Genomic DNA, 20381 nt, shown 5'->3' with positions numbered 1-20381 from the left:
TCAGGAAGATACACGTAAAAGAATCGGTGGAGCGGTAGTTCAGTTGGTTAGAATACCTGCCTGTCACGCAGGGGGTCGCGGGTTCGAGCCCCGTCCGTTCCGCCACTTATTGCAAAACCCCTGAATCGATGATTCAGGGGTTTTTTGCATTTTAACTTCTATCTATTTTTAGTCGACTAAATCTATCCCCCAATAACCTATCTCTTAATCGAATCATGCGGTAATACTCCTACTCGTAGGCAGATATCTCTTAGTTAATTATGTTCGTAATTTAACAGACCACAGTCCACAGCCCATAGCGAATGAAAAGCCTTGGTGGCTAAGTGTGATTAAAGTAGGGGATAGGAATGGGGGGGGTATAAGCCCCCAATCTGAGGGCTTCGTACTAAGCTGATTCTTTACGGCAGACTAATAACGTATGACCAATACCAAGACCATCAATATCTTCCTCAACATAGAACCCTGCAGCAGATAAGCACTGGTAAAATGTATCTGAGTGATAAAAACGGCTATTGCCGTTAGCCATACATGTAAAATAAAGAGATGATGCATTTAAGCTAAATGCGCCGGCTTCGAATTGTTGCCTATCCCAGAATATCTCCATAATGCATACATAGCTATCTGGTTTCATCGCATGGTGAATAAGCTTTAGAATATGTACAATTCTTTCTTCGCTGAAACAGTCTAGAAATTGGCTCATCCACCAAACATCTGCTTCCCCAGGTAATTTATCTGCCAGTAACAGATCTACGGGATACGAACTAATACGATCGCTATAACCTTTGCTTTTGACATTCTCATTGGCTAAAGCTATCTGTTGAGGCAAGTCCAATAGTGTTATTTTTACATCAGGATCATGGGCTGCACATTGTATAGCCCACTTTCCGGTATTAGCACCGATGTCATATATATGTTTAGGCTCAAGATCAAAAATTGTTTTTAGAGCAAGTTGAAAGGCATTATCTGAATAGAAGTGATCAAAGGCGAACCAACTCTCGCGGGCTGCATTGGGCAATTCACTCAGTGCTGGATAAATTGTCGACCATTCACCAAACACAGATAATCCCGCTGGTTTGCCTGTTTCCAGGGATTCTTTTAAATTGAATAATCCTTGGTAACAAACGTCTCGAGTGAAATCCATATTTACGCGGGTCATTTGATCATGTAACAAGTAATGGCCAATCTTACCCAGATAAAAATGTTTTCCCTGCTGGTAGAGAATGTGACCACTCAGCCCCATATCCAATAAGATACTGATGGCGTATCTACTTAGCGAGCAATGAACTTCAATCTCATCCAAGGTTATTCCGTTCTTACCTGAGTTATCTAATGCGGCTAGAATCCCTGATTCCCTCAGGTTAAGTGCAGCTTGAAATAGCATCGGTGCAAAAGCTATTTTTTGAGCTTCAGTTATTGCCGCCAAAGCACTGATTTGATCCTTGTCATATCCGTAGCGCAAGCTTACGTCCTCGTAATCCAAGTAATAGCTCACCACCCAGCATGATTCTCTTTGAATGGTGAGTTTTTATAATAACTTATTGTTATTTATGATGTTACATTGATGGCTGACTGAGCTGGATCTGAATGTCTTTGTTCAAATTAGCTATCCAGCGATTGTATTTTGAATGTATCTTCCCATTTTTTGCATCCATATTAGTACTGCCAATATATTTGACTTGATAATTATTAGCACTGTAATTGATCTGAATTTCAACTGTATGGTCGCGATTTATTAGTTTTCCGTTAATCACACCGTCAGAGGCAGGAGTCATTATCCAGCCTCGTTTTATCCCGCCGGCCATTATCGCTTTTTGTACTTCGGCAGTAGTATGATTGCCAATTACTGTTTGGCTCACGTTTTGTATTGGCGTGGTACTAGAGCATCCAGTGATAAATGCGAGAGATACAAACCCGATTAAAATCGTTTTTAATAATTTCATGATGATCCAATTAATTAATAATTTTCATGTTAGTCCATGAGAGGAATAACGCAGCATGCTGTATAGCAAGGATAAAATACTCTGACTCATTCAAATACACAAATATTCTTATATTGCTTTTATTTTACATAAATGTAATCTGGATGTTGTTGTTCATATTTATTGCTTTTCATCACGTAAATATAAATAAATTTGGAATTCATCTAAAGATTATTAGAAATATGCCGATATATAAAATATTTTCTTTTAGAATTTTAATCACATTCAAAGTATGAATATAAGTAATTCTTAAACAAAAAGAGAATAATCAAATTTTTAAATGCTTTTTACCTGGAAATAGAATAAATTGTCTCGCTTTACTGCTTGTTACTTGGGAAGTCCGGGGATCGTGGCTCATTCGCTGAATATACTGAATTGGTGTGCTTTAGCTCCAGGTATGGGAGTTCGTGAGCAGTGGCTTGACTGGGCGAAGAATTGTGCAAATCACACCGCCTGGCAAGGGGATTTACCTAAGTCAGCGCATATACCTATGATGTCCGCCAGAAGGATGAGCACAGGTAGCCGACTAGCGGTTGAAGCAGGGCTTTCATTGTTAGGGGCAGAAACTGCAGATATGGCAATATTTACCAGCCGCCATGGAGAATTGGAACGTACTTACAAGATACTACAATGCCTCCATCAGCAGCAGAGCATTTCTCCAACCGATTTTGCCATGTCAGTTCACAATACGGCATCTGGATGGTTAACTATCACTGCAAGCGATACATTGCCTGTAACGTCACTTGCAGCAGGAATAGACAGTTTTCAACAAGGTATCCTCGAAGCTATGGGGATGCTCGCTTGTGGCGCTGAGCGGGTGCTATTAGTCGATTTCGATGGAATTATGCCTGACTTTTATCATTCTCAGACGTCTCCGATAGGGTTGCCCTATGCATTAGCATTATTGTTAACTACTGGTGATGATTTGCAGTGTGAAGGTATTTCTAGCACCGATAGTATTAATTCTGAATTACCGCAGGGGCTCAATTTCTTGCGTAATTGGTTGAATCAAAAGTCTTATTTCGTAATACAAGGTCAGCAAAATAATTGGCAATGGAGCCAGTGATGGATAGTTCTCTTGCAGTTCAAACTACGCCCCAGCATTCTTCTTTGCTAAATCGTTCATGGCGAGTTATTGCAACAGCTTTTTGCTTCATGCTTTTTGGCTTAGGAGGGCTGTTATTATCCCTTTTATGGTTTTCCTCTCTACGTTTAATTATTCGCTCAGAAGCAACCAGAAGTCAGATCACTCAGCAAAGTATTCGTTATAGTTTTCAGCTATTTCTACGTATAGCCAGATTTCTCGGTGTTTTCGATTATCAAATAGAAAATAATAAGCTGTTCTCTGAGGACACCGGTTGTTTGATTGTGGCTAATCACCCTAGCTTATTAGATTATGTGTTGCTGGCCGCACATATGCCAAGATGTGATTGTATTGTCAAGGAAGCATTGTTAAATAATATATTTGTTGCAGGTGTTATCAAGTCTGCTGGTTATTTGGTTAATACTGAGTCAGATAGGTTATTAATACACTGTAAAGCTCGATTAGCCAGGGGAGGAAGCATCCTTATATTCCCTGAAGGGACAAGAACAACTGCTGGTTGCGAACTGATTTTACAACGAGGAGCTGCGAATATTGCATTGCATAGCGGGTGTGATATCCGAATTGTTTATATTGATTGTAATCCTCCGATGCTGACGAAAGAACTTAAATGGTATAATATCCCGCCGGTAAAGCCTCAATTTAATATTATTGTTCAAAATAAAATCAATAGTAATGAATTTATCCATGATAGTGATTTATCACTAGCGCTTGCTGCAAGGCGACTGACTAAACATCTAACCTGTGCATTAATGCCTGAATCTAAGAGAAAGAGTTAATGGAATTATTGAGTAGTGAGATCAAATTACTAATTATTGATGCCCTAAATCTGGAAGGGATGTCGGTGGATGATATTGATTCACAGGCTGCATTATTTAGTGATGGTTTAGGTTTAGATTCGATTGATGCTCTGGAACTTGGATTAGCACTCAAAAATAAATATAACGTCGTGCTCTCTGCGGAGAGTGAAGATATGCGCCAGCACTTTTATTCGGTAAAAACGCTTGCGAAATTTATTTCTGAACAGCGTAACTGACAGGGTATTATAATAATGGAAAAAGAAGAAATATATCAGCAGGTTACATCGCTCCTGGTGAGGCTTTTTGATATTAATGAGTCTGATATCAAGCCAGAATCAAAGTTATATGAAGAATTAGAGTTGGACAGTATTGACGCAGTTGATCTGGTTGTGCATTTACAGAAAGCTACTGGTAAAAAGATAATGCCGGAAATGTTCAAATCAGTTCGAACTGTTCAAGATATTGTTGATGCAGTCGATAATTTATTGAATGCTAGGCCATAAGTGGTGAAATCAGGTGACAGATAATCAGAATAATTTATTTATTGGTCACCTGACTGTTTTACTTAAAGTCTTTACGGTTATCGCATTTATAGCCTACCCACTGGCGGTCTGGTTTGGCTTGGAACGCTGGGGATTACATGTATTAGCCCCGATACTGCTATTGATGTTTATATTGCGCCTCTTTGTTGTACGCAGCAAAATTAAACAACAACTCTGGCTAGGTAAAGTGCTTGCACTTGCTGGTGTTGTCCTATCTTTGGCAAGTTGGGGGTTAGGGAAAGCCCAGTGGTTGCTGTTTTATCCTGTAGTAGTCAATATCTTTTTACTGACGCTCTTTACCTGCTCTTTGTTTCGCCCCCCTCCCATAATTGAAAGATTGGCAAGATTGACTGAGCCTGAATTGTCACCACAAGGTGTGGTTTATACCCGAAAAGTGACTCAGATATGGTGCGTGTTTTTTGCAGTAAATGGCTCGATTGCTTTGGCAACTTGTTTGTACGGCGATATGCATTTATGGGCCTTATATAACGGTGGCTTGAGCTATTTATTTATTGGTTCTTTGATGGGTATGGAATGGATAATCAGGAAAAGGGTTCAACAGCAGTGAATTTGCCTATGGCTAATTGGTTGGATCATTCTCGAGATGATGCCCTGATTATCACTCTATGTGGTGTGAAAAAGGTAACTTTGCGCCAACTAAGGTGTGATGTTACTTATCTTGTGGAGAGAATGGCCATTTTCTCTACAAGCCGTTGGGCGTTGTGTTTTGAAAATAGCTATTGGTTTACTGTTGCATTACTTGCCACGCTATATTGTAAAAAAACACCCATTATTTTCGGCCATGCGCGCGAGGCCGTGCTTAAGGAACAATTGCATCAGTTTGATGGCATGTTGACTGACCAGTTGCTGAATCTTAATTGCCCGACTGTAATGGTGGCAGACCATGCCCCTGTAGATACTATTTGTTATCCACTTCCTGATTGGCCTTCCGATGCTTCTCTAATTCTTTTCACCTCAGGGTCTACTGGTGCACCTAAGGCCGTGGTCAAGTCTATTGCTAGTTTGGATATTGAAAGCCATTGGCTGGCTGAAAAATGGGGGCAGTACTTGGACAAAATGAGCAACCCATTAATTATCGCTTCGGTTTCTCATCAACATTTGTACGGGCTGACTTTTCGACTCTTTTTACCACTTTCGCTAGGCATACCTTTTCAGGCTGAGTTGATTGGTTACCATGAACAACTACAACAATTACCTGAATTATTTTCACCAATATTTATTAGTAGCCCCGCGTTTTTAAAGCGCATAGATACGAAATTACCCCCGATACGGTGTCAGCAGATCTTTTCTGCTGGCGGGCCGCTCAATTTTCATGATGCCCAAGCTACTCTGAAAATCTTGGGTGTGCTGCCGACAGAGATTTATGGTGCGACGGAAACTGGTCTGATTGCTTATCGTCAACAGTTAGAGCAACTGCAACCGTGGCAGTTTTTCTCAGGGGTAACACTAGCCATTAATAATGATAATACTTTTACTGTTTACTCTGCCTTGATACCTGAATCAGCAGGGATGCTGATGAGCGATATTATTGAGCTATCAGATAATGGGCAAAGTTTTTACCTGGCTGGGCGTCAAGATCGAATCGTAAAAATAGAAGAGAAGCGAGTTTCGCTGACGGAGATAGAACAGCGTCTAACATCACTTCCTGATATTGCTGAAGCAACGGTATTGGTTTTAACCCAAAACGAAAGAGTGAGTATTGCTGCTGTTGTGGTATTGACGGACTATGGCAAGGAGCAACTTTCAACTGCAACAGTGGGTTCTTTTACTCAAAACTTGCGAAGCAGCTTACGGAATTGGCTTGAACCTGTCTCTCTTCCCCGTCGTTTGCGTGTGATTGATGTTATGCCTGTTAATTTGCAAGGAAAGCGAGATTATGCGCTGCTACAGGAGCTGTTTTTATGATGTTCCCTATTGTTATCACTCAAACAATAACAGGCAATCACTGCGCAAATATCAGTCTTGTATTGCCTGCTGAATTACACTGGTTTAGTGGCCATTTTCCCGATTGTCCGATACTGCCTGGTGTGGCACAAATTAATTGGGTTATGCACTACGCAAATCAGTTACTAGGCGAGTTACCGGCGGTGAAGAGTATTGATGTCGTAAAATTTCAGCGACCACTGATGCCGGAGGATCAAGTGATCTTAGTGCTTAATTGGGCGCGAACGGAACATAAGCTGATATTCAAATACCTTATCAATGGGGAAATAACGGCTAGCAGCGGAAAGATTTCCCTATGTCAGTAACCCCTTTTGCACCGTGCCTGGTGATACCTTGTTTCAATCATGGTGGAACCATGGCGGGAGTATTATCGCAGTTGGCTATATATCAACTCCCTTGCCTGATAATCGATGATGGTAGTGATGCTGATACTGCAAACGAGCTGGAGCGTCTGGCGGCGGAATATCCTTGGGTTGTACTGGTAACACACTCTGAAAATAGGGGGAAGGGGAATGCGGTACTGAATGGATTGGCCGTGGCACAAAAATATGGCTATAGCCACGGCTTACAAGTCGATGCTGATGGCCAGCATCATTTGTCGGATATTCCTATCATGTTAGTTGAAGCGGAAAAACATCCTCATTGCCTCATTTCAGGGCGACCGATTTACGATAAATCAGTACCGAAAGCGCGACTTTATGGCCGCTATATCACTCACTTCTGGGTATGGATTGAGACATTATCTCTGTCGCTAAAAGACAGTATGTGCGGTTTTCGTGTCTATCCAGTCGCTGAAACATTGGCTGTAGCTGCCCAGTATTCATTGGGTGTCCGGATGGATTTTGATACCGAAGTAATGGTCAAATTATATTGGCAGGGTACAGAAAGCCGCTTCTTGCCAACAAAGGTTACTTATCCTGAAAATGGTATTTCGCATTTTGATGCGCTACGTGACAATCTGCGTATTTCCTGGATGCATACTCGTTTATTCTTTGGCATGTTGCCACGCATACCTACCTTACTTAAGCGTCATCTGCAAAAGCCCGAAAACCATTGGTCTCAAACTAAAGAACGCAGTGGCTTATGGGGCATGAGGTTGATGCTACGCAGTTACAAGATTCTGGGACGTACGGCTTTCAATCTGATGCTATACCCCGTTATCAGCTATTTTTGGCTCACTGGTCATCGTCAACGCAAAGCTTCAATTCTTTATTTACAGCGGCTAGTGAGTTACGCAAAACAGCAAAATTACCCCTTACCCACATCCTTAAATAGCTTTCGGCATTTCATGCGATTTGGTGAATCCATGCTTGATAAATTGGCTAGTTGGCAAGGGGATTTAGTGGTTGGCAAAGATGTGGTCTTGGTAGGGCGTGAGCGCTGTGAGGCGCAAATAGCCACTCGTCAAGGATCACTCATTTTGGCATCCCATTTAGGGGATATAGAGTCTTGTCGTGCTTTGGCTGAGTTATCTGTTGGCGTAAAGGTCAATGCATTGGTTTTCACTCACCATGCGGCTCGTTTTAATCAGGTGATGAAGGAAATTAATCCACATGCCCTGATTAACCTTATTCAGGTTACATCGATTGGGCCGGATACAGCCATTTTATTGCGTCAAAAGCTGGATGAAGGGGAATGGGTGGCTATTGTCGGGGATCGTACCTCTGTTAGTCCTTATCAGCGAGACAACCAACCAAGGGTCATTTGGAGCTCGTTTTTAGGACATCCCGCTCCCTTCCCTATTGGGCCTTTTGCTTTGGCTGCTGCACTGCGTTGCCCTGTATTTCTAATGTTTGGTTTAAAACTGTCCAGACAAGCGAAATCGATGGTGGCGTCGGGTGTTATTGGCTCGGAGCGTTCGGCAAGATTACATGTTTGTTTTGAGCCTTTCGCTGATCCGCTGATATTACCGCGAGCGACCCGGCAATCTGCTTTGCAAAACGCCGTGGATAGCTACGCTGCCCGTTTGGAGCATTACTCACTATTAGCCCCACTCGATTGGTTTAATTTTTATGACTTCTGGCATCTAAATGTTGGGAAGCCAAACCAAGGAAATTTGTGAAATGAATTTACCCGATGACCCGCGTTTTGCTACCCGGATAGTCCATAACATCCCTTTCCATGATATCGATCCTATGGGGGTAGTCTGGCACGGCAATTATTTCCGTTATTTTGAAATTGCCCGAGAGGCATTATTGAATCAAATCGATTATGGCTATCGAGAGATGCAGGCTTCAGGCTACGTGTGGCCGATAGTAGACACGCGAGTGAAATACATTGCTCCGCTGGAATTTGAGCAGCGCATTCATATCTGTGCTTCCATCGAAGAATATGAAAATCGCTTACGTATTGGTTACCAGATTTATGATGCCGCCAGCGGCAAGCGCATGACAACGGGATATACCATTCAGGTCGCGGTTAAGGCGTCGACAAAAGAAATGAATTTTGTTTCGCCAGCGGTGCTGTTAGAGAAAATGGGTATCACTCTATGAAATCTATTCTGGCAACCATACTACTTTGCTTAAGTCTCACTACCCATGCAGTGACACTGACATCACTGCAACAGCGGTTTGGGGAACAACCGGTACTGCGTGCCGAATTTGAACAGCAACGCAGCATAAGTGGTATGGATAAACCTTTAAAATCAAGTGGTAGCCTACTTATCTCTCGTGAGAAAGGGCTTTGGTGGTCACAGCAGAAACCTTTTGTTCTGACGCTATTGTTAGATGACAAGCGGATGGTGCAAACCATGGACGGCCAGCCTTCACAAGTGATTACTGCGGACAGTAATCCTCAAATGTTCCAGTTTAATCACTTATTAACTGCATTGTTCCATGCTGATACATCAGTTCTGGAGCAAAACTTCACGTTAACCTTTACCGATAGTGGCCAAGATCGTTGGGTATTAGTACTGACTCCGAAAACGACACCATTGGATAAGTTATTTAAATCCATCACTTTGCATGGTCAATATTTTCTGGAAACGATTGATATAGAAGATATGCAGGGAGATGGAACTCATATCCGTTTTTTCAACCAATTAACTGAGCCTAAGACACTGAGCCATGCCGAACAGCAGCTTTTTGCGCACTGATTGCCATCGAAAACTGGCTATCGGCTGGTTACTTGTCTGCCTGCTATTGCTGGCAACATTGCTTTGGTTAATCCCCCGTAGTCAGATTAATAGCAGTGTTCTGGCGTTGTTGCCGAAACAAGAGCTGGCAGGTGTTCCAGCTGAGCTGACTGAGGGGTTTAACCAACGCCTTGACCGCCAATTAGTATGGTTGGTCAGCCCTGAGAATGACACACTAGCCCCGGTGAACTGGTGGTTAAAGCAGTTACAAAAAATGCCAGCGCTACATCAAGTCAGTGGTGAAATGACTGCTCAGCGGCAACAGGAATGGGGTGTTTTTTTCTTTCAGCACCGTAATGTATTGCTGGATGATGCGACCCGCCTGCGTTTAAGCCATGGCGGCGATGCTCAAGCGCAATGGATACTTGGGCAAACTTATTCGGCATTTGCCGGGGTGAGTGGTAAAGAATTAAAGCATGACCCCTTGCTGCTGGTCCGTGGTTCACAGCTTGCACAACAACAAAATAGCGGCACATTAAGCTTAAATAAGGGCTGGCTAGTGGCTAAAGATAGTCATGGCCGCCAATGGTATTTGATTCACGGAGAATTACGCGCTTCATCTTATGATATGGCCAGCACGCGCAGCACTGTTGATTCATTGGCTGAGTTAAAGCAACAACTTCAGCAACGTTGGCCTGGCACTGAAGTGTTGGAACGAGGCACTATTTTTTACAGTAATTACGCCAGTCAGCAGGCCGAAAGTGATATTTCGACCATTGGTTTGATATCGGTCGCCGGAGTATTCCTGCTGATCCTTCTCATGTTTAAATCATTATTGCCACTAGGCTTATGCCTTCTCTCGATAACCATCGGTGCATTAGCAGGAGCGGTTGCCACATTACTTATCTTTGGCGAAGTCCATGTTATGACTCTGGTATTGAGTGCCAGTATCATCGGTATTTCAGCGGATTATACCCTTTACTATTTGACTGACCGTATGGCGCATGGCGGTCAGACGACACCGCTTGCGAGTTTGACGAAACTGTTCCCAGCACTGTCAATGGCACTATTGACCACTGTGATAGCTTATCTGATTTTACTCATTGCACCTTTCCCCGGATTACAGCAATTGGCTGTTTTTGCTTCCGCAGGGCTGACCGCTGCTTGTATCACAGTGATGTGCTGGTATCCGATATTAGCTAAACGTTTACCGGTTCGTCCGGTACCGAGCTTAAAACTGATTCATCTGTGGTTAAAGAGTTGGCAATGTAATCGAGTACTGCGACTGGGTTTACCTATCTTGATTATTATTTTTACTATCATTGGGTTAGCTACATTGCAAGTGAATGATGATATCAGTGAATTGCAGGCAATGCCGGCTGAGTTCCAACAGCAGGAACAGCGTATTGCTGCACTTACAGGGCAACACAGTGACCAAAAATGGTTTGTTGTTTATGGTGATAATGCTGAACAGGCATTACAACGCTTAGAGCAATTTTCTCCTTATCTGTCACAGGCTAAAAAAGCAGGATGGATTGAAAATTATCGGGTATTGCCATTGCCTTCACTACTTAGACAACAACAAAATATTGCACTGCTTAAGCAAACAACCCCAACAATTATCGAAAAACTGCAACAGGCTGGTATGAGTGTTTCTTTGCCTGAATCGCCTGCGGAGGGGAGCTCGACAGTGTGGGTGACTCCACCTCAATGGCTTGACTCTGTGGTGAGCGAAGGGTGGCGATTACTTTGGCTCTCATTACCGGATGGGCGAACAGCGATGCTGCTTCCTGTAAGTGGTGTCACTAATCCTGGCGCGTTACAGCAGTTGGCCAAATCAGTACAAGGAGTGACCTGGGTTGACAGGAAAACTGAATTCAACACGCTATTCTCTGTTTATCGTGCTTATTTATCATGGCTGTTATTGATTGCGGTGGTTGTTATTGCCGTGGTCTATTGTTGGCGATTCGGCTTCAGTCGTGGCTTGTATTGTGTCACTCCCACGATACTGTCATTGGGAATGGGGCTGGCAGTGCTTTCTGTCACAGGCCATTCATTGAATCTCTTCTCTTTATTAGCATTGATATTGGTGTTGGGTATTGGCATCAATTATACCTTGTTCTTCACCAACCCTCGTGGAACGCCAAGTACATCAATGTTTGCCATTTTTATGGCTGTATTCACTACTCAATTGACCTTTGGCATGTTGGTATTTAGTCATACCCAAGCCATCAGTAGTTTTGGCATTGTGCTGAGCAGTGGTGTATTTACCGCCTTTTTATTAGCGCCTTTAGCGCTACCCAAGCCAAAAGGAGAGCGTCCGTGTTCGATAAACGGAGTGGGATATTAGTTGTTTTAGCGTTGTTGATTGTGGGGTGTGTAAGCTCACCGGACCAAACACAGCCTAAAGCCTGGCTTAAACCGGGAGTGAGGGTAGATTTACCACCACCGATGATAGCTGAGCCCATTGATCAGCAGCAGCTATTGACTGCAACAGCACAGGGAAAACAGCAGTCATTATTAGTGCTCCTCCACGCAGATGGGCAGCGCTTAACCTTGGTTGGGCTGTCCCCTCTGGGTATCCGCTTATTTAAAGTTGCCTATGACAAGCAGGGGATTCATTTAGAACAAACAATAAAAATTGTTGGATTACCCCCTGCTAATCAGGTTCTTGCCGATATTATGTTGAGCTATTGGCCCGTTGCATCGTGGCTTGCGTTATTACCTGCAAATTGGCGGCTGGTGGATGAGGGAGATAAACGCAGGCTATACGATGATAAGGGGCAGGTAGTGACAGAGATTAGCTACCAAATGTCAGGCGGTATCCGTAAGCCAATAGCTATCGAGCAGTTTGTGTTTCACTATCGTATTACTATCCAAAATGTGGAGGGCTAGCGGCGATGGTCTATTTTTCCGCCGTCGGGATGGTCAATGCCCTGGGGTATTCGTTATCTGAAGTGAAGGATAACCTTTGTGCCGGACTGGCCCCTGGAATGGCCCCCCGGCCGGGTTGGCTCTTGGATGATTCACCTATTTGGTTGGGAGCGGTTGATGCTGAGTTACCCGCATTACCGGAACAACTCGCGCCACACAATAGCCGTAACAACCGCCTATTGATGGCTGCCTTGTTGCAAATTCAACCTGAAATTACCGCATGTATCGCCCGCTATGGTGCATCACGAGTTGCCGTGATTATGGGAACCAGCACTTCCGGTATTTTCGAAGGGGAACAGGCGGTCAGGGAATATCAACCCGGTTCTGGTGAGTTTCCTGCGGGATACCATTACCAACAGCAAGAGTTAGGTGATCCCAGCATCTTCCTCACACGCTATTTAGGTTTAACTGGCCCGAGTTATACCGTCTCGACGGCTTGTTCTTCCAGCGTGCGGGCAATTATTAGTGGTAAGCGCCTAATAGAATCAGGAATGGTCGATGCAGCGATAGTTGGTGGTGCGGATAGCTTGTGCCGTATGCCCATCAACGGTTTTCACAGTCTTGAATCATTGTCTGCTGAGCGCTGTATTCCATTTGCGGCAGAACGTAAAGGGATCAATGTTGGTGAGGCGGCAGCATTAATCTTATTATCACGTGAACCTTCCCCTGTAGCACTATTGGGTGTAGGGGAGTCCTCGGATGCCTGGCATATGTCTGCTCCTCATCCTGAAGGGCGCGGGGCGGAACAGGCCATCAAAATGGCATTAACTCAGGCTGGGTTGCAGCCCGCGGGTGTCGGGTACATTAATCTGCATGGGACGGCGACTCGCTTAAATGATCAGGTTGAAGCACAGGTCGTAAATCGGGTATTTGGTCATCAGACACCCTGTAGTTCAACCAAGCATCTTACCGGACATACTTTGGGAGCCGCAGGGGCAACTGAGGCCGCACTAAGTTGGCTGATGCTAAGCCATTCCTTGCCGCTACCAATACAAGATTTTTCTCAAAGATCCCGGGATACAACTTTGGCCGAGATTAATTTGGTCACTGGGCCAGCAATGCTCAAGACTCCGGTTATTTTGTCTAACTCATTCGCTTTTGGTGGTAACAACGCGTGTTTGATATTAGGGGCTGGCAGATGATGCATTCTGCTGAGTACTACTTACCACACCAATCACCTATGGTGATGTTAGATAAAGTTTATGTTGTAGAGGAGAGCAATGCCGAGTGTCGCGTTACTGTTTCTCAAGATAGCGTCCTCGCCCCCTTCCTTGATACGCATGGTTGTCTACCCAACTGGTTTGCTATCGAATTAATGGCGCAAACTATTGGCGTCTGGCGTGGCTGGCACGGTTTGCAACAAGCAGTGCCACCGACTATCGGGATGTTGTTGGGGGGGCGGGCCATCAGTTGTGAGCTTGCCGTATTCCCGGCTGGCAGTGAGCTTCAGGTCTGTGTTCATTTAATCTTACAAGATGAAAAAATTGGCAGTTTTGAGTGCAGTATCAGCATTGCAGGAAAGCAGGTCGCTTGCGGCAGGTTAAATACTTATCAGCCTGATGCCGAAGAAATAAAAAAACTTACATTGGGGAATGGTGCATGAAGCGTTCTGTTTTAGTCACTGGGGCTAGTAAAGGGATAGGGCGAGCTATTGCTCTTCGTCTGGCTGCAGATGGTTTTTTAGTAGTAGTGCATTATCACCGAGATGTTGCTGGTGCTGAGGCGACTCTGGCGCAGATTATTGATGCTGGTGGTGAAGGGCGCTTGATTTGTTTTGATATTAGTGCCAGGCAACAGTGCAAAGATGTTCTGGAGCAAGATATCGCGACTTATGGTGGCTACTACGGCGTAGTAAACAATGCCGGTATCACCCGCGATGGCGCTTTCCCTGCACTAACAGAAGAGGATTGGGATGGTGTTATTCATACCAATCTGGACAGTTTCTACAACGTCCTACATCCCTGTGTGATGCCCATGATCGGTTTACGTAAAGGCGGGCGAATTATTGCGCTTTCCTCAGTTTCGGGTGTGGTCGGGAATCGCGGTCAGGTGAATTACAGCGCGGCTAAAGCCGGAATTATCGGGGCTTGCAAAGCTCTGGCTCTGGAGTTGGCGAAACGCAAAATTACCGTGAATTGTATTGCCCCAGGATTGATTGATACCGGCATGATCAATATGGAGCCAATAGCTCTGGAAGAAGCAATGCGCATGATCCCCCTTAAACGGATGGGAGAGGCTGAAGAAGTGGCTGGATTAGCCAGCTATCTGATGTCAGATATTGCCGGGTACGTTACTCGTCAGGTGATTTCAATCAATGGAGGAATGGTATGAGCAGCAGGATGGTTGCCACCAATCGAGTTGTGATTACTGGCATGAGTGGCGTTACCGCCTTTGGTAACAGTTGGGCTGATATCTCGGCACGTATTTATGCGGGCGAAAACGCGGTGCAGTATATGCCGCAGTGGGAGGAATATCAGGGGCTGAATACGCATTTAGGCGCGCCGATTAATGATTTTGTCATACCGGAGCACTACACCCGCAAGCGGATTCGCTCAATGGGGCGGGTATCGCTGTTGGCGACCCGAGCGACTGAGCTGGCGTTGGAGCAAGCGGGGCTGATCGGGGAAGACGTGCTAACCAATGGTGATACGGGAATTGCCTATGGATCCTCAACGGGCAGCACCAAGCCGGTCAGTGAATTTGCCACCATGCTGACTGAAAAGCATACCAATAACATTACCGGTACGACCTATGTACAAATGATGCCCCATACCGCTGCGGTCAATACCGGGTTATTTTTTGGCTTGCGTGGGCGAGTTATACCTACCTCAAGTGCTTGTACTTCCGGTAGTCAGGCAATCGGGTATGCCTATGAGGCTATTCGTCATGGTTACCAAAAGGTAATGGTAGCGGGCGGAGCAGAGGAACTGTGTCCTTCTGAAGCGGCAGTGTTTGATACATTGTTTGCGACTAGCCAGCTAAATGATTCGCCAAAATTATCGCCAAGACCTTTTGATCGTCAGCGCGATGGTTTGGTTATAGGTGAAGGCGCCGGCACTCTGATTTTGGAAGAATTGGAACATGCACAAGCACGTGGTGCCACTATTTATGGTGAAATCATGGGTTTTTACACTAACTGCGATGCCAGTCATATTACTCAGCCGCAAAAAGAAACCATGCAAATTTGTATTGAAAAAGCCTTGCTGAGTGCGGGGCTGGCAGCTGCTGATATCGGGTATATCAGTGCTCATGGTACGGCGACTGAGCGCGGGGATATTGCAGAAAGTCAGGCTACGGCTACTGTTTTTGGTAATCGGACGCCAATTTCATCTCTGAAAAGTTATTTCGGCCATACCTTGGGAGCCTGCGGCGCTCTTGAAGCCTGGATGAGTCTGGAAATGATGAGGGCTGGGCGCTTTGCCCCCACCATTAATCTAACAGACCCAGACCCTGCCTGCGGCGATCTGGATTATCTGATGGGGGAAGGGCGCTATATTGATACTGAATTCTTCCAAACCAATAACTTTGCCTTTGGTGGCATCAATACATCATTGGTGATCCGTCGCTGGCCATAGTCATCATTAATTTCCTCATTGTTGATTTTTTATCAAAAGTATTGTGTTGAATGTGGCATTTTTTGGCAATAAAACTCTTGGCATAATCACTTCAGATTTTCACCGGGAAGCTGAGTTACTTGCTTCCCGGTGGCAGCCAGATTTTTACGCCAATGGTTTTTTTGCCCGACAGCATATTAACCAGGATACAAATCAACTCGCTTTAAAATGAGGAATTACAATGAGCGTACCTGCATTCGGTTTAGGAACTTTTCGACTACAAGATCAAGTTGTTATTGATTCAGTGAGCCAGGCATTAACATTGGGCTATCGTGCAATCGATACAGCGCAGATATATGAAAATGAGGCCGCAGTTGGTCAGGCTATCGTAGAAAGCGGTGTTAAACGTGACGAACTATTCATCACCACTAAGATCTGGATTGCGAATTTAGCGCAAGGGAAATTAATTCCCAGCCTGGAAGAGAGTTTGCAGAAGCTGAAAACCGATTATGTGGATCTGACATTAATTCACTGGCCATCGCCAAATGATGAAGTGCCTGTTGCTGAATTTATGGCTGAGTTGATGAAAGCCAAAGAGTTGGGATTAACCCGTCAGATTGGTATCTCTAACTTCACTATTGATTTAATGAAGCAGGCTATAGCTGCGGTAGGCGCCAAGGCCATAGCGACGAACCAAATCGAGTTGTCTCCATTGCTGCAAAACCGCAAGGTTGTTGAGTTTGCTCAGCAAAATGATATTGCTATCACTTCTTATATGACGCTGGCTTATGGCAAGGCATTAGAAGAGCCAGTTATCAAGAAAATTGCAGAGCAGCACGGTGCGACACCTGCGCAGGTCATTTTAAGCTGGGCGATGCAATTGGGTTACAGTGTTATTCCTTCATCAACCAAAGTGGCTAATTTGGCCAGCAATCTGTTGGCTCAGGATTTACAGCTGAACGCAGAAGATATGGCGCTGATCGCCACACTAGATCGTGACGAACGGCTGGTAAGCCCTGATGGTTTAGCACCAAAGTGGGATTAACTTTAGATTAAGTACTGACGAAGCCGCCTCGCTTGAGGTGGTTTCTATTTTGTCGGATTCGCCGATATTAGACGTTCATTGATAAAGTCAATAAAACAGCGTAGCCGATTACTGACAGCCTGGTCACTGTAATACACAGCATTGATCGGCATTGCGACAGGCAAAGTGTGTTCTTGTAATATCGGTACCAAATCCCCACGTTGCAGATCCTGCTGGACCATAAAATCTGACAGGCAGGCAATACCATTACCTTCAAGGCACAGGCGGCGTTGCGTCTCTCCATTATTGGATGCCAGATCTGACTTAATCTCATAAAGTTGCCCATCAGCACCTGCCAGAGGCCAGCGGTTTAATATGGGTAAGTCATTAAATCCCAAACATAAATGATGCTCTAAATCTGCGGCAGTTTGCGGCGTGCCATATTGCTTCAAGTAGGCTGGTGAGGCGAGAATATGGCGATAACTGGTCATCAGTTTTCTGGCTCGCAACGTTGAGTCTTGTAATGTCCCCACCCTGATTGCGATATCCACTTTGCGCTCGATAAGATTGATGAATGTTTCAGACGAAACTAGCGATAAAGTCACCAAAGGGTAGCGCTGACGAAACTCAGCCATCAATGGCGCGATAATATGTAGTACCACTGGGGTAGCGGCATCAATACGAAGTAATCCTTTAGGATTCAACTGATTATCCAGAATTTCATTTTCTGCCGTCGCCATTTCTCGCAAAATATTTTGTACCCTCCGAAAATAGTGTTCACCTTCCTGGGTCAGGCTGATCTGCCGCGTAGTGCGATTGAGCAAAGTGACACCCAACTTATTCTCAAGCTTCTTTACTGTTCGGCTCACTACCGAATTTGCTTGTTCGAGTTGTTCTGCCGCACGGCTGAAACTGCCACATTCCACCACAGTAACAAAAGTAATCAGTTCATCTGAGTTTGCTTTCATTGTTGCTACTCCAGCAAAAATATTTTGATATTTTGAGCATTTTTGTCATTTAAACATAGGTCCATAATAGCCGCTATCAAATTGAGCTGTTTTCCATCACTGTTTTCTGGAGTTGATAATGCCACTCGCTTTACTGGCACTGACCATCAGTGCATTTGCTATTGGTACCACAGAGTTTGTTATTGTCGGGCTGGTACCGACGATCGCCGAACAACTGGGTGTTTCTGTCCCGTCGGCGGGGTTATTGGTTTCAATTTATGCATTGGGGGTAGCTATTGGTGCTCCGGTGCTGACTGCATTAACAGGGCGAATCCCTCGAAAATTGCTATTGATTGGTCTCATGGTTTTGTTCACGTTAGGTAACTTATTAGCGTGGCAATCACCAGGTTATGAATCATTAGTTGTCGCCCGTCTATTAACCGGTTTGGCGCACGGGGTCTTTTTCTCAATCGGCTCAACTATCGCAACCAGCCTGGTACCTAAAGAGAAAGCGGCCTCAGCTATTGCCATTATGTTTGGCGGCTTGACAGTGGCGCTGGTGACAGGGGTTCCATTAGGAACATTTATTGGGCAGCATTTTGGCTGGCGGGAAACGTTCCTCGCCGTATCACTGATTGGTGTTGTTGCCATTATTGCCAGTGCTATTTTGGTGCCAAATAATATTCCCAATAAAGCTTCAGCCAGTATCAAGCAGCAATTGCAGGTACTCACTCACCCACGTTTATTGCTGATTTACGGTATTACTGCATTAGGATATGGCGGTTTCTTTACCATGTTTACTTTCCTGGCCCCCGTTATGCAAGAGTTGGCAGGGTTCTCGGCTGCTGCGGTAAGCTGGATTTTGCTGGCGTACGGAATATCTGTTGCGATTGGTAATATTTGGGGTGGAAAACTGGCTGATCGCCATGGTGCTGTGCCTGCTTTGAGCTTTATCTTTACTGCATTGGCTAGTCTGTTATTTGTTTTCCAGTTCAGTGCCAACCACAGTGTCGCGGCATTGATTACATTACTGATTATGGGGATTTTTGCCTTTGGCAATGTCCCTGGTTTACAGGTTTATGTGGTGCAAAAGGCAGAGGAATATACACCAAATGCTGTTGATGTCGCCTCTGGTTTGAATATTGCAGCATTTAACGTAGGAATTGCCTTAGGGTCAATTCTTGGGGGGCAGGCAGTGACTCGCGTGGGTTTAGCCCAGACCCCATGGATTGGCGGAATAATTGTTGTTGCTGCATTACTTTTGGTGAGGTTAAGCGGCAAACTGGATAAGAAACACTCAAGTCAGGTGGTTATCAGTTAACGCCACTTTCAGATTTTCGTTTTTAGCCCGCATATAGATTGTGGGCTTTTTTGTTCATAGAGGCCTTATTAGTGCATTATGAATAACATAGATTGAATCTATCCCTGAGTATCCCAATATCAAAAAGACAACATGGGCAAAAGACATTACTGACCGGAACATCTGAGCGTATAATCAGTGAACTACCAACTGCGGTTATCTTACAAACCAGAGTGATTTCGAATAAGGAATAGGCCATTAAAGTGCCGAAACGAACATATGCAATGCGGTATGTTGCAGGTCAACCGGTTGAACAGATTTTCCCTGGCTCTGCTAAACAATTAGGGCAAGGGTTACCGCCAGGCGCACCATTGCCGACAACTGAATTTCTGCGTGTGATGGTGTGGAATATCTTTAAGCAGCAGCGGGCGCAATGGCTATCTGTACTTAAAGAATTCGGACGTGATGCTCAACTGATACTACTGCAAGAAGCACAAACAACACCCGAGTTGGTGAGGTTTGCTACGTCTCATTATCAGGCGGCTGATCAGGTTCCTGCGTTTGCATTGCCTCAACACCCCTCAGGCGTGATGACATTAGCGGCCACCCACCCAGTCTACTGCTGCCCATTGAGAGAACGGGAGCCGCTGCTGCGCTTGTCTAAGTCGGCGTTAATTACTGTTTATCCTATTCATGATGGCCGCTTATTGATGGTTGTGAACATTCACGCAGTGAATTTTAGTCTGGGTGTTGATGTTTACAGTAAACAGTTAGAGCCGATTGGTGAACAAATTGCGATGCACCGTGGCCCGGTTATTTTAGCGGGAGATTTCAATGCATGGAGTCGCCAACGGGTTAATGCTTTACAGCGTTTTGCCCAAGGTATGGGTCTGGAAGAAGTTGAGTTTAGTACCGATAATCGCAGCCGTGCTTTTGGCAGACCTCTCGATTTCGTGTTTTATCGCGGCCTGACTCTGGCTGATGCCTCAGTATTGGTGACACGAGCCTCGGATCACAATCCACTTCTGGTTGAGTTCCAGCCATAAAAAAAGCACCCCGAAGGGTGCTTTTTAACAGCGTTAATAGCGATTCTGACTTTATGCGTCCGGGGTTGATTTGCCGTTAACGAACAGCGTCAATTTCAAACCTGGCAGCAATTTA

General features: G+C 44.8%; 22 protein-coding genes and 1 tRNA gene. 20 read left to right on the top strand and 3 right to left on the bottom strand.

The genetic code is table 11. From position 1 onward, the window contains the following. Window positions 1-28 precede the first annotated feature (28 nt). Window positions 29-105 (top strand) — tRNA-Asp (locus ACNSO8_RS13575). A 280-nt stretch (window positions 106-385) separates the two neighbouring features. Here the strand turns inward: ACNSO8_RS13575 and ACNSO8_RS13570 are convergent. Together ACNSO8_RS13570 and ACNSO8_RS13565 are read right to left on the bottom strand one after the other, a co-directional pair. Then, window positions 386-1459 (bottom strand): methyltransferase, encoded by a 1074-nt coding sequence (locus ACNSO8_RS13570; RefSeq protein ID WP_050157669.1) that lies wholly within the window; start codon window positions 1457-1459, stop codon window positions 386-388. 94 nt (window positions 1460-1553) lie between these two features. Further along, window positions 1554-1940 carry a hypothetical protein gene (locus ACNSO8_RS13565; RefSeq protein WP_050157653.1) on the bottom strand — a complete coding sequence of 129 codons (387 nt, stop codon included), beginning with the start codon at window positions 1938-1940 and terminating at the stop codon, window positions 1554-1556. Between the two features lie 388 nt (window positions 1941-2328). Here ACNSO8_RS13565 and ACNSO8_RS13560 point away from each other — a divergent pair, with 388 nt between their 5' ends. The 17 genes from ACNSO8_RS13560 (at window position 2329) to dkgB (ending at window position 16994) form a co-directional block, all read left to right on the top strand. Then, on the top strand, window positions 2329-3045 hold the full coding sequence (locus tag ACNSO8_RS13560; protein WP_019083869.1) for a beta-ketoacyl synthase chain length factor: 717 nt from the start codon (window positions 2329-2331) through the stop codon (window positions 3043-3045). Further along, a complete protein-coding gene (locus ACNSO8_RS13555; protein WP_019083868.1) occupies window positions 3045-3860 on the top strand; it encodes a lysophospholipid acyltransferase family protein in 816 nt (271 codons plus the stop codon). The genes ACNSO8_RS13560 and ACNSO8_RS13555 overlap by 1 nt, the downstream gene beginning before the upstream one ends. After that, the gene (locus tag ACNSO8_RS13550; RefSeq protein WP_019083867.1) at window positions 3860-4117 is read left to right on the top strand and encodes a phosphopantetheine-binding protein; all 258 of its coding nucleotides are present in this window, start codon (window positions 3860-3862) and stop codon (window positions 4115-4117) included. Before ACNSO8_RS13555 ends, ACNSO8_RS13550 begins: the two co-directional genes overlap by 1 nt. Window positions 4118-4132: 15 nt before the next feature. After that, window positions 4133-4384: an acyl carrier protein gene (locus ACNSO8_RS13545; protein ID WP_019083866.1), complete on the top strand. Its 252-nt coding sequence runs from the start codon at window positions 4133-4135 to the stop codon at window positions 4382-4384. A gap of 13 nt (window positions 4385-4397) precedes the next feature. Continuing rightward, entirely contained in the window at window positions 4398-4991 is a 594-nt protein-coding gene (locus ACNSO8_RS13540) for a hypothetical protein (RefSeq protein ID WP_019083865.1), read from the top strand. Beyond that, complete coding sequence (locus tag ACNSO8_RS13535) at window positions 4958-6349, top strand: AMP-binding protein (protein WP_411927966.1); 1392 nt, start codon at window positions 4958-4960, stop codon at window positions 6347-6349. Before ACNSO8_RS13540 ends, ACNSO8_RS13535 begins: the two co-directional genes overlap by 34 nt. Then, on the top strand, window positions 6346-6693 hold the full coding sequence (locus ACNSO8_RS13530) for a hydroxymyristoyl-ACP dehydratase (RefSeq protein WP_418394943.1): 348 nt from the start codon (window positions 6346-6348) through the stop codon (window positions 6691-6693). The genes ACNSO8_RS13535 and ACNSO8_RS13530 overlap by 4 nt, the downstream gene beginning before the upstream one ends. Then, complete coding sequence (locus ACNSO8_RS13525; protein WP_418394942.1) at window positions 6684-8450, top strand: glycosyltransferase family 2 protein; 1767 nt, start codon at window positions 6684-6686, stop codon at window positions 8448-8450. The genes ACNSO8_RS13530 and ACNSO8_RS13525 overlap by 10 nt, the downstream gene beginning before the upstream one ends. 1 nt (window position 8451) lies before the next feature. Next, complete coding sequence (locus tag ACNSO8_RS13520; RefSeq protein WP_005173101.1) at window positions 8452-8880, top strand: acyl-CoA thioesterase; 429 nt, start codon at window positions 8452-8454, stop codon at window positions 8878-8880. Next, window positions 8877-9482, top strand: a complete 606-nt coding sequence (locus tag ACNSO8_RS13515) for a LolA family protein (protein WP_019082092.1) — start codon at window positions 8877-8879, stop codon at window positions 9480-9482. The genes ACNSO8_RS13520 and ACNSO8_RS13515 overlap by 4 nt, the downstream gene beginning before the upstream one ends. Further along, a complete protein-coding gene (locus tag ACNSO8_RS13510; protein ID WP_418394941.1) occupies window positions 9454-11811 on the top strand; it encodes an MMPL family transporter in 2358 nt (785 codons plus the stop codon). The genes ACNSO8_RS13515 and ACNSO8_RS13510 overlap by 29 nt, the downstream gene beginning before the upstream one ends. Then, complete coding sequence (locus ACNSO8_RS13505) at window positions 11784-12356, top strand: DUF3261 domain-containing protein (RefSeq protein WP_019082094.1); 573 nt, start codon at window positions 11784-11786, stop codon at window positions 12354-12356. Before ACNSO8_RS13510 ends, ACNSO8_RS13505 begins: the two co-directional genes overlap by 28 nt. Before the next feature lie 5 nt (window positions 12357-12361). After that, window positions 12362-13537: a beta-ketoacyl-[acyl-carrier-protein] synthase family protein gene (locus ACNSO8_RS13500; protein ID WP_019082095.1), complete on the top strand. Its 1176-nt coding sequence runs from the start codon at window positions 12362-12364 to the stop codon at window positions 13535-13537. Next, the gene (locus ACNSO8_RS13495) at window positions 13534-13998 is read left to right on the top strand and encodes a hotdog family protein (RefSeq protein ID WP_019082096.1); all 465 of its coding nucleotides are present in this window, start codon (window positions 13534-13536) and stop codon (window positions 13996-13998) included. Before ACNSO8_RS13500 ends, ACNSO8_RS13495 begins: the two co-directional genes overlap by 4 nt. Then, complete coding sequence (locus tag ACNSO8_RS13490; protein ID WP_418394940.1) at window positions 13995-14726, top strand: 3-ketoacyl-ACP reductase FabG2; 732 nt, start codon at window positions 13995-13997, stop codon at window positions 14724-14726. Before ACNSO8_RS13495 ends, ACNSO8_RS13490 begins: the two co-directional genes overlap by 4 nt. A gap of 8 nt (window positions 14727-14734) precedes the next feature. Then, the gene (locus ACNSO8_RS13485; RefSeq protein WP_032901333.1) at window positions 14735-15970 is read left to right on the top strand and encodes a beta-ketoacyl-ACP synthase; all 1236 of its coding nucleotides are present in this window, start codon (window positions 14735-14737) and stop codon (window positions 15968-15970) included. A 220-nt stretch (window positions 15971-16190) separates the two neighbouring features. After that, a complete protein-coding gene (dkgB, locus tag ACNSO8_RS13480) occupies window positions 16191-16994 on the top strand; it encodes a 2,5-didehydrogluconate reductase DkgB (protein ID WP_019082099.1) in 804 nt (267 codons plus the stop codon). A 44-nt stretch (window positions 16995-17038) separates the two neighbouring features. Here the strand turns inward: dkgB and yafC are convergent, their stop codons facing one another. Then, window positions 17039-17941 carry a DNA-binding transcriptional regulator YafC gene (gene yafC, locus ACNSO8_RS13475; protein WP_046050370.1) on the bottom strand — a complete coding sequence of 301 codons (903 nt, stop codon included), beginning with the start codon at window positions 17939-17941 and terminating at the stop codon, window positions 17039-17041. Between the two features lie 118 nt (window positions 17942-18059). Between yafC and ACNSO8_RS13470 the strand changes: the two genes are divergently transcribed. Together ACNSO8_RS13470 and ACNSO8_RS13465 are read left to right on the top strand one after the other, a co-directional pair. Further along, window positions 18060-19241 carry an MFS transporter gene (locus ACNSO8_RS13470; RefSeq protein ID WP_411937172.1) on the top strand — a complete coding sequence of 394 codons (1182 nt, stop codon included), beginning with the start codon at window positions 18060-18062 and terminating at the stop codon, window positions 19239-19241. 242 nt (window positions 19242-19483) lie between these two features. After that, window positions 19484-20266 carry an endonuclease/exonuclease/phosphatase family protein gene (locus tag ACNSO8_RS13465; RefSeq protein WP_418394939.1) on the top strand — a complete coding sequence of 261 codons (783 nt, stop codon included), beginning with the start codon at window positions 19484-19486 and terminating at the stop codon, window positions 20264-20266. Window positions 20267-20381: the final 115 nt, after the last annotated feature.

The sequence above is a fragment of the Yersinia sp. LJYL362 genome (assembly GCF_048323875.1).
This window is presented reverse-complemented; position numbering and strand designations above follow the sequence as displayed.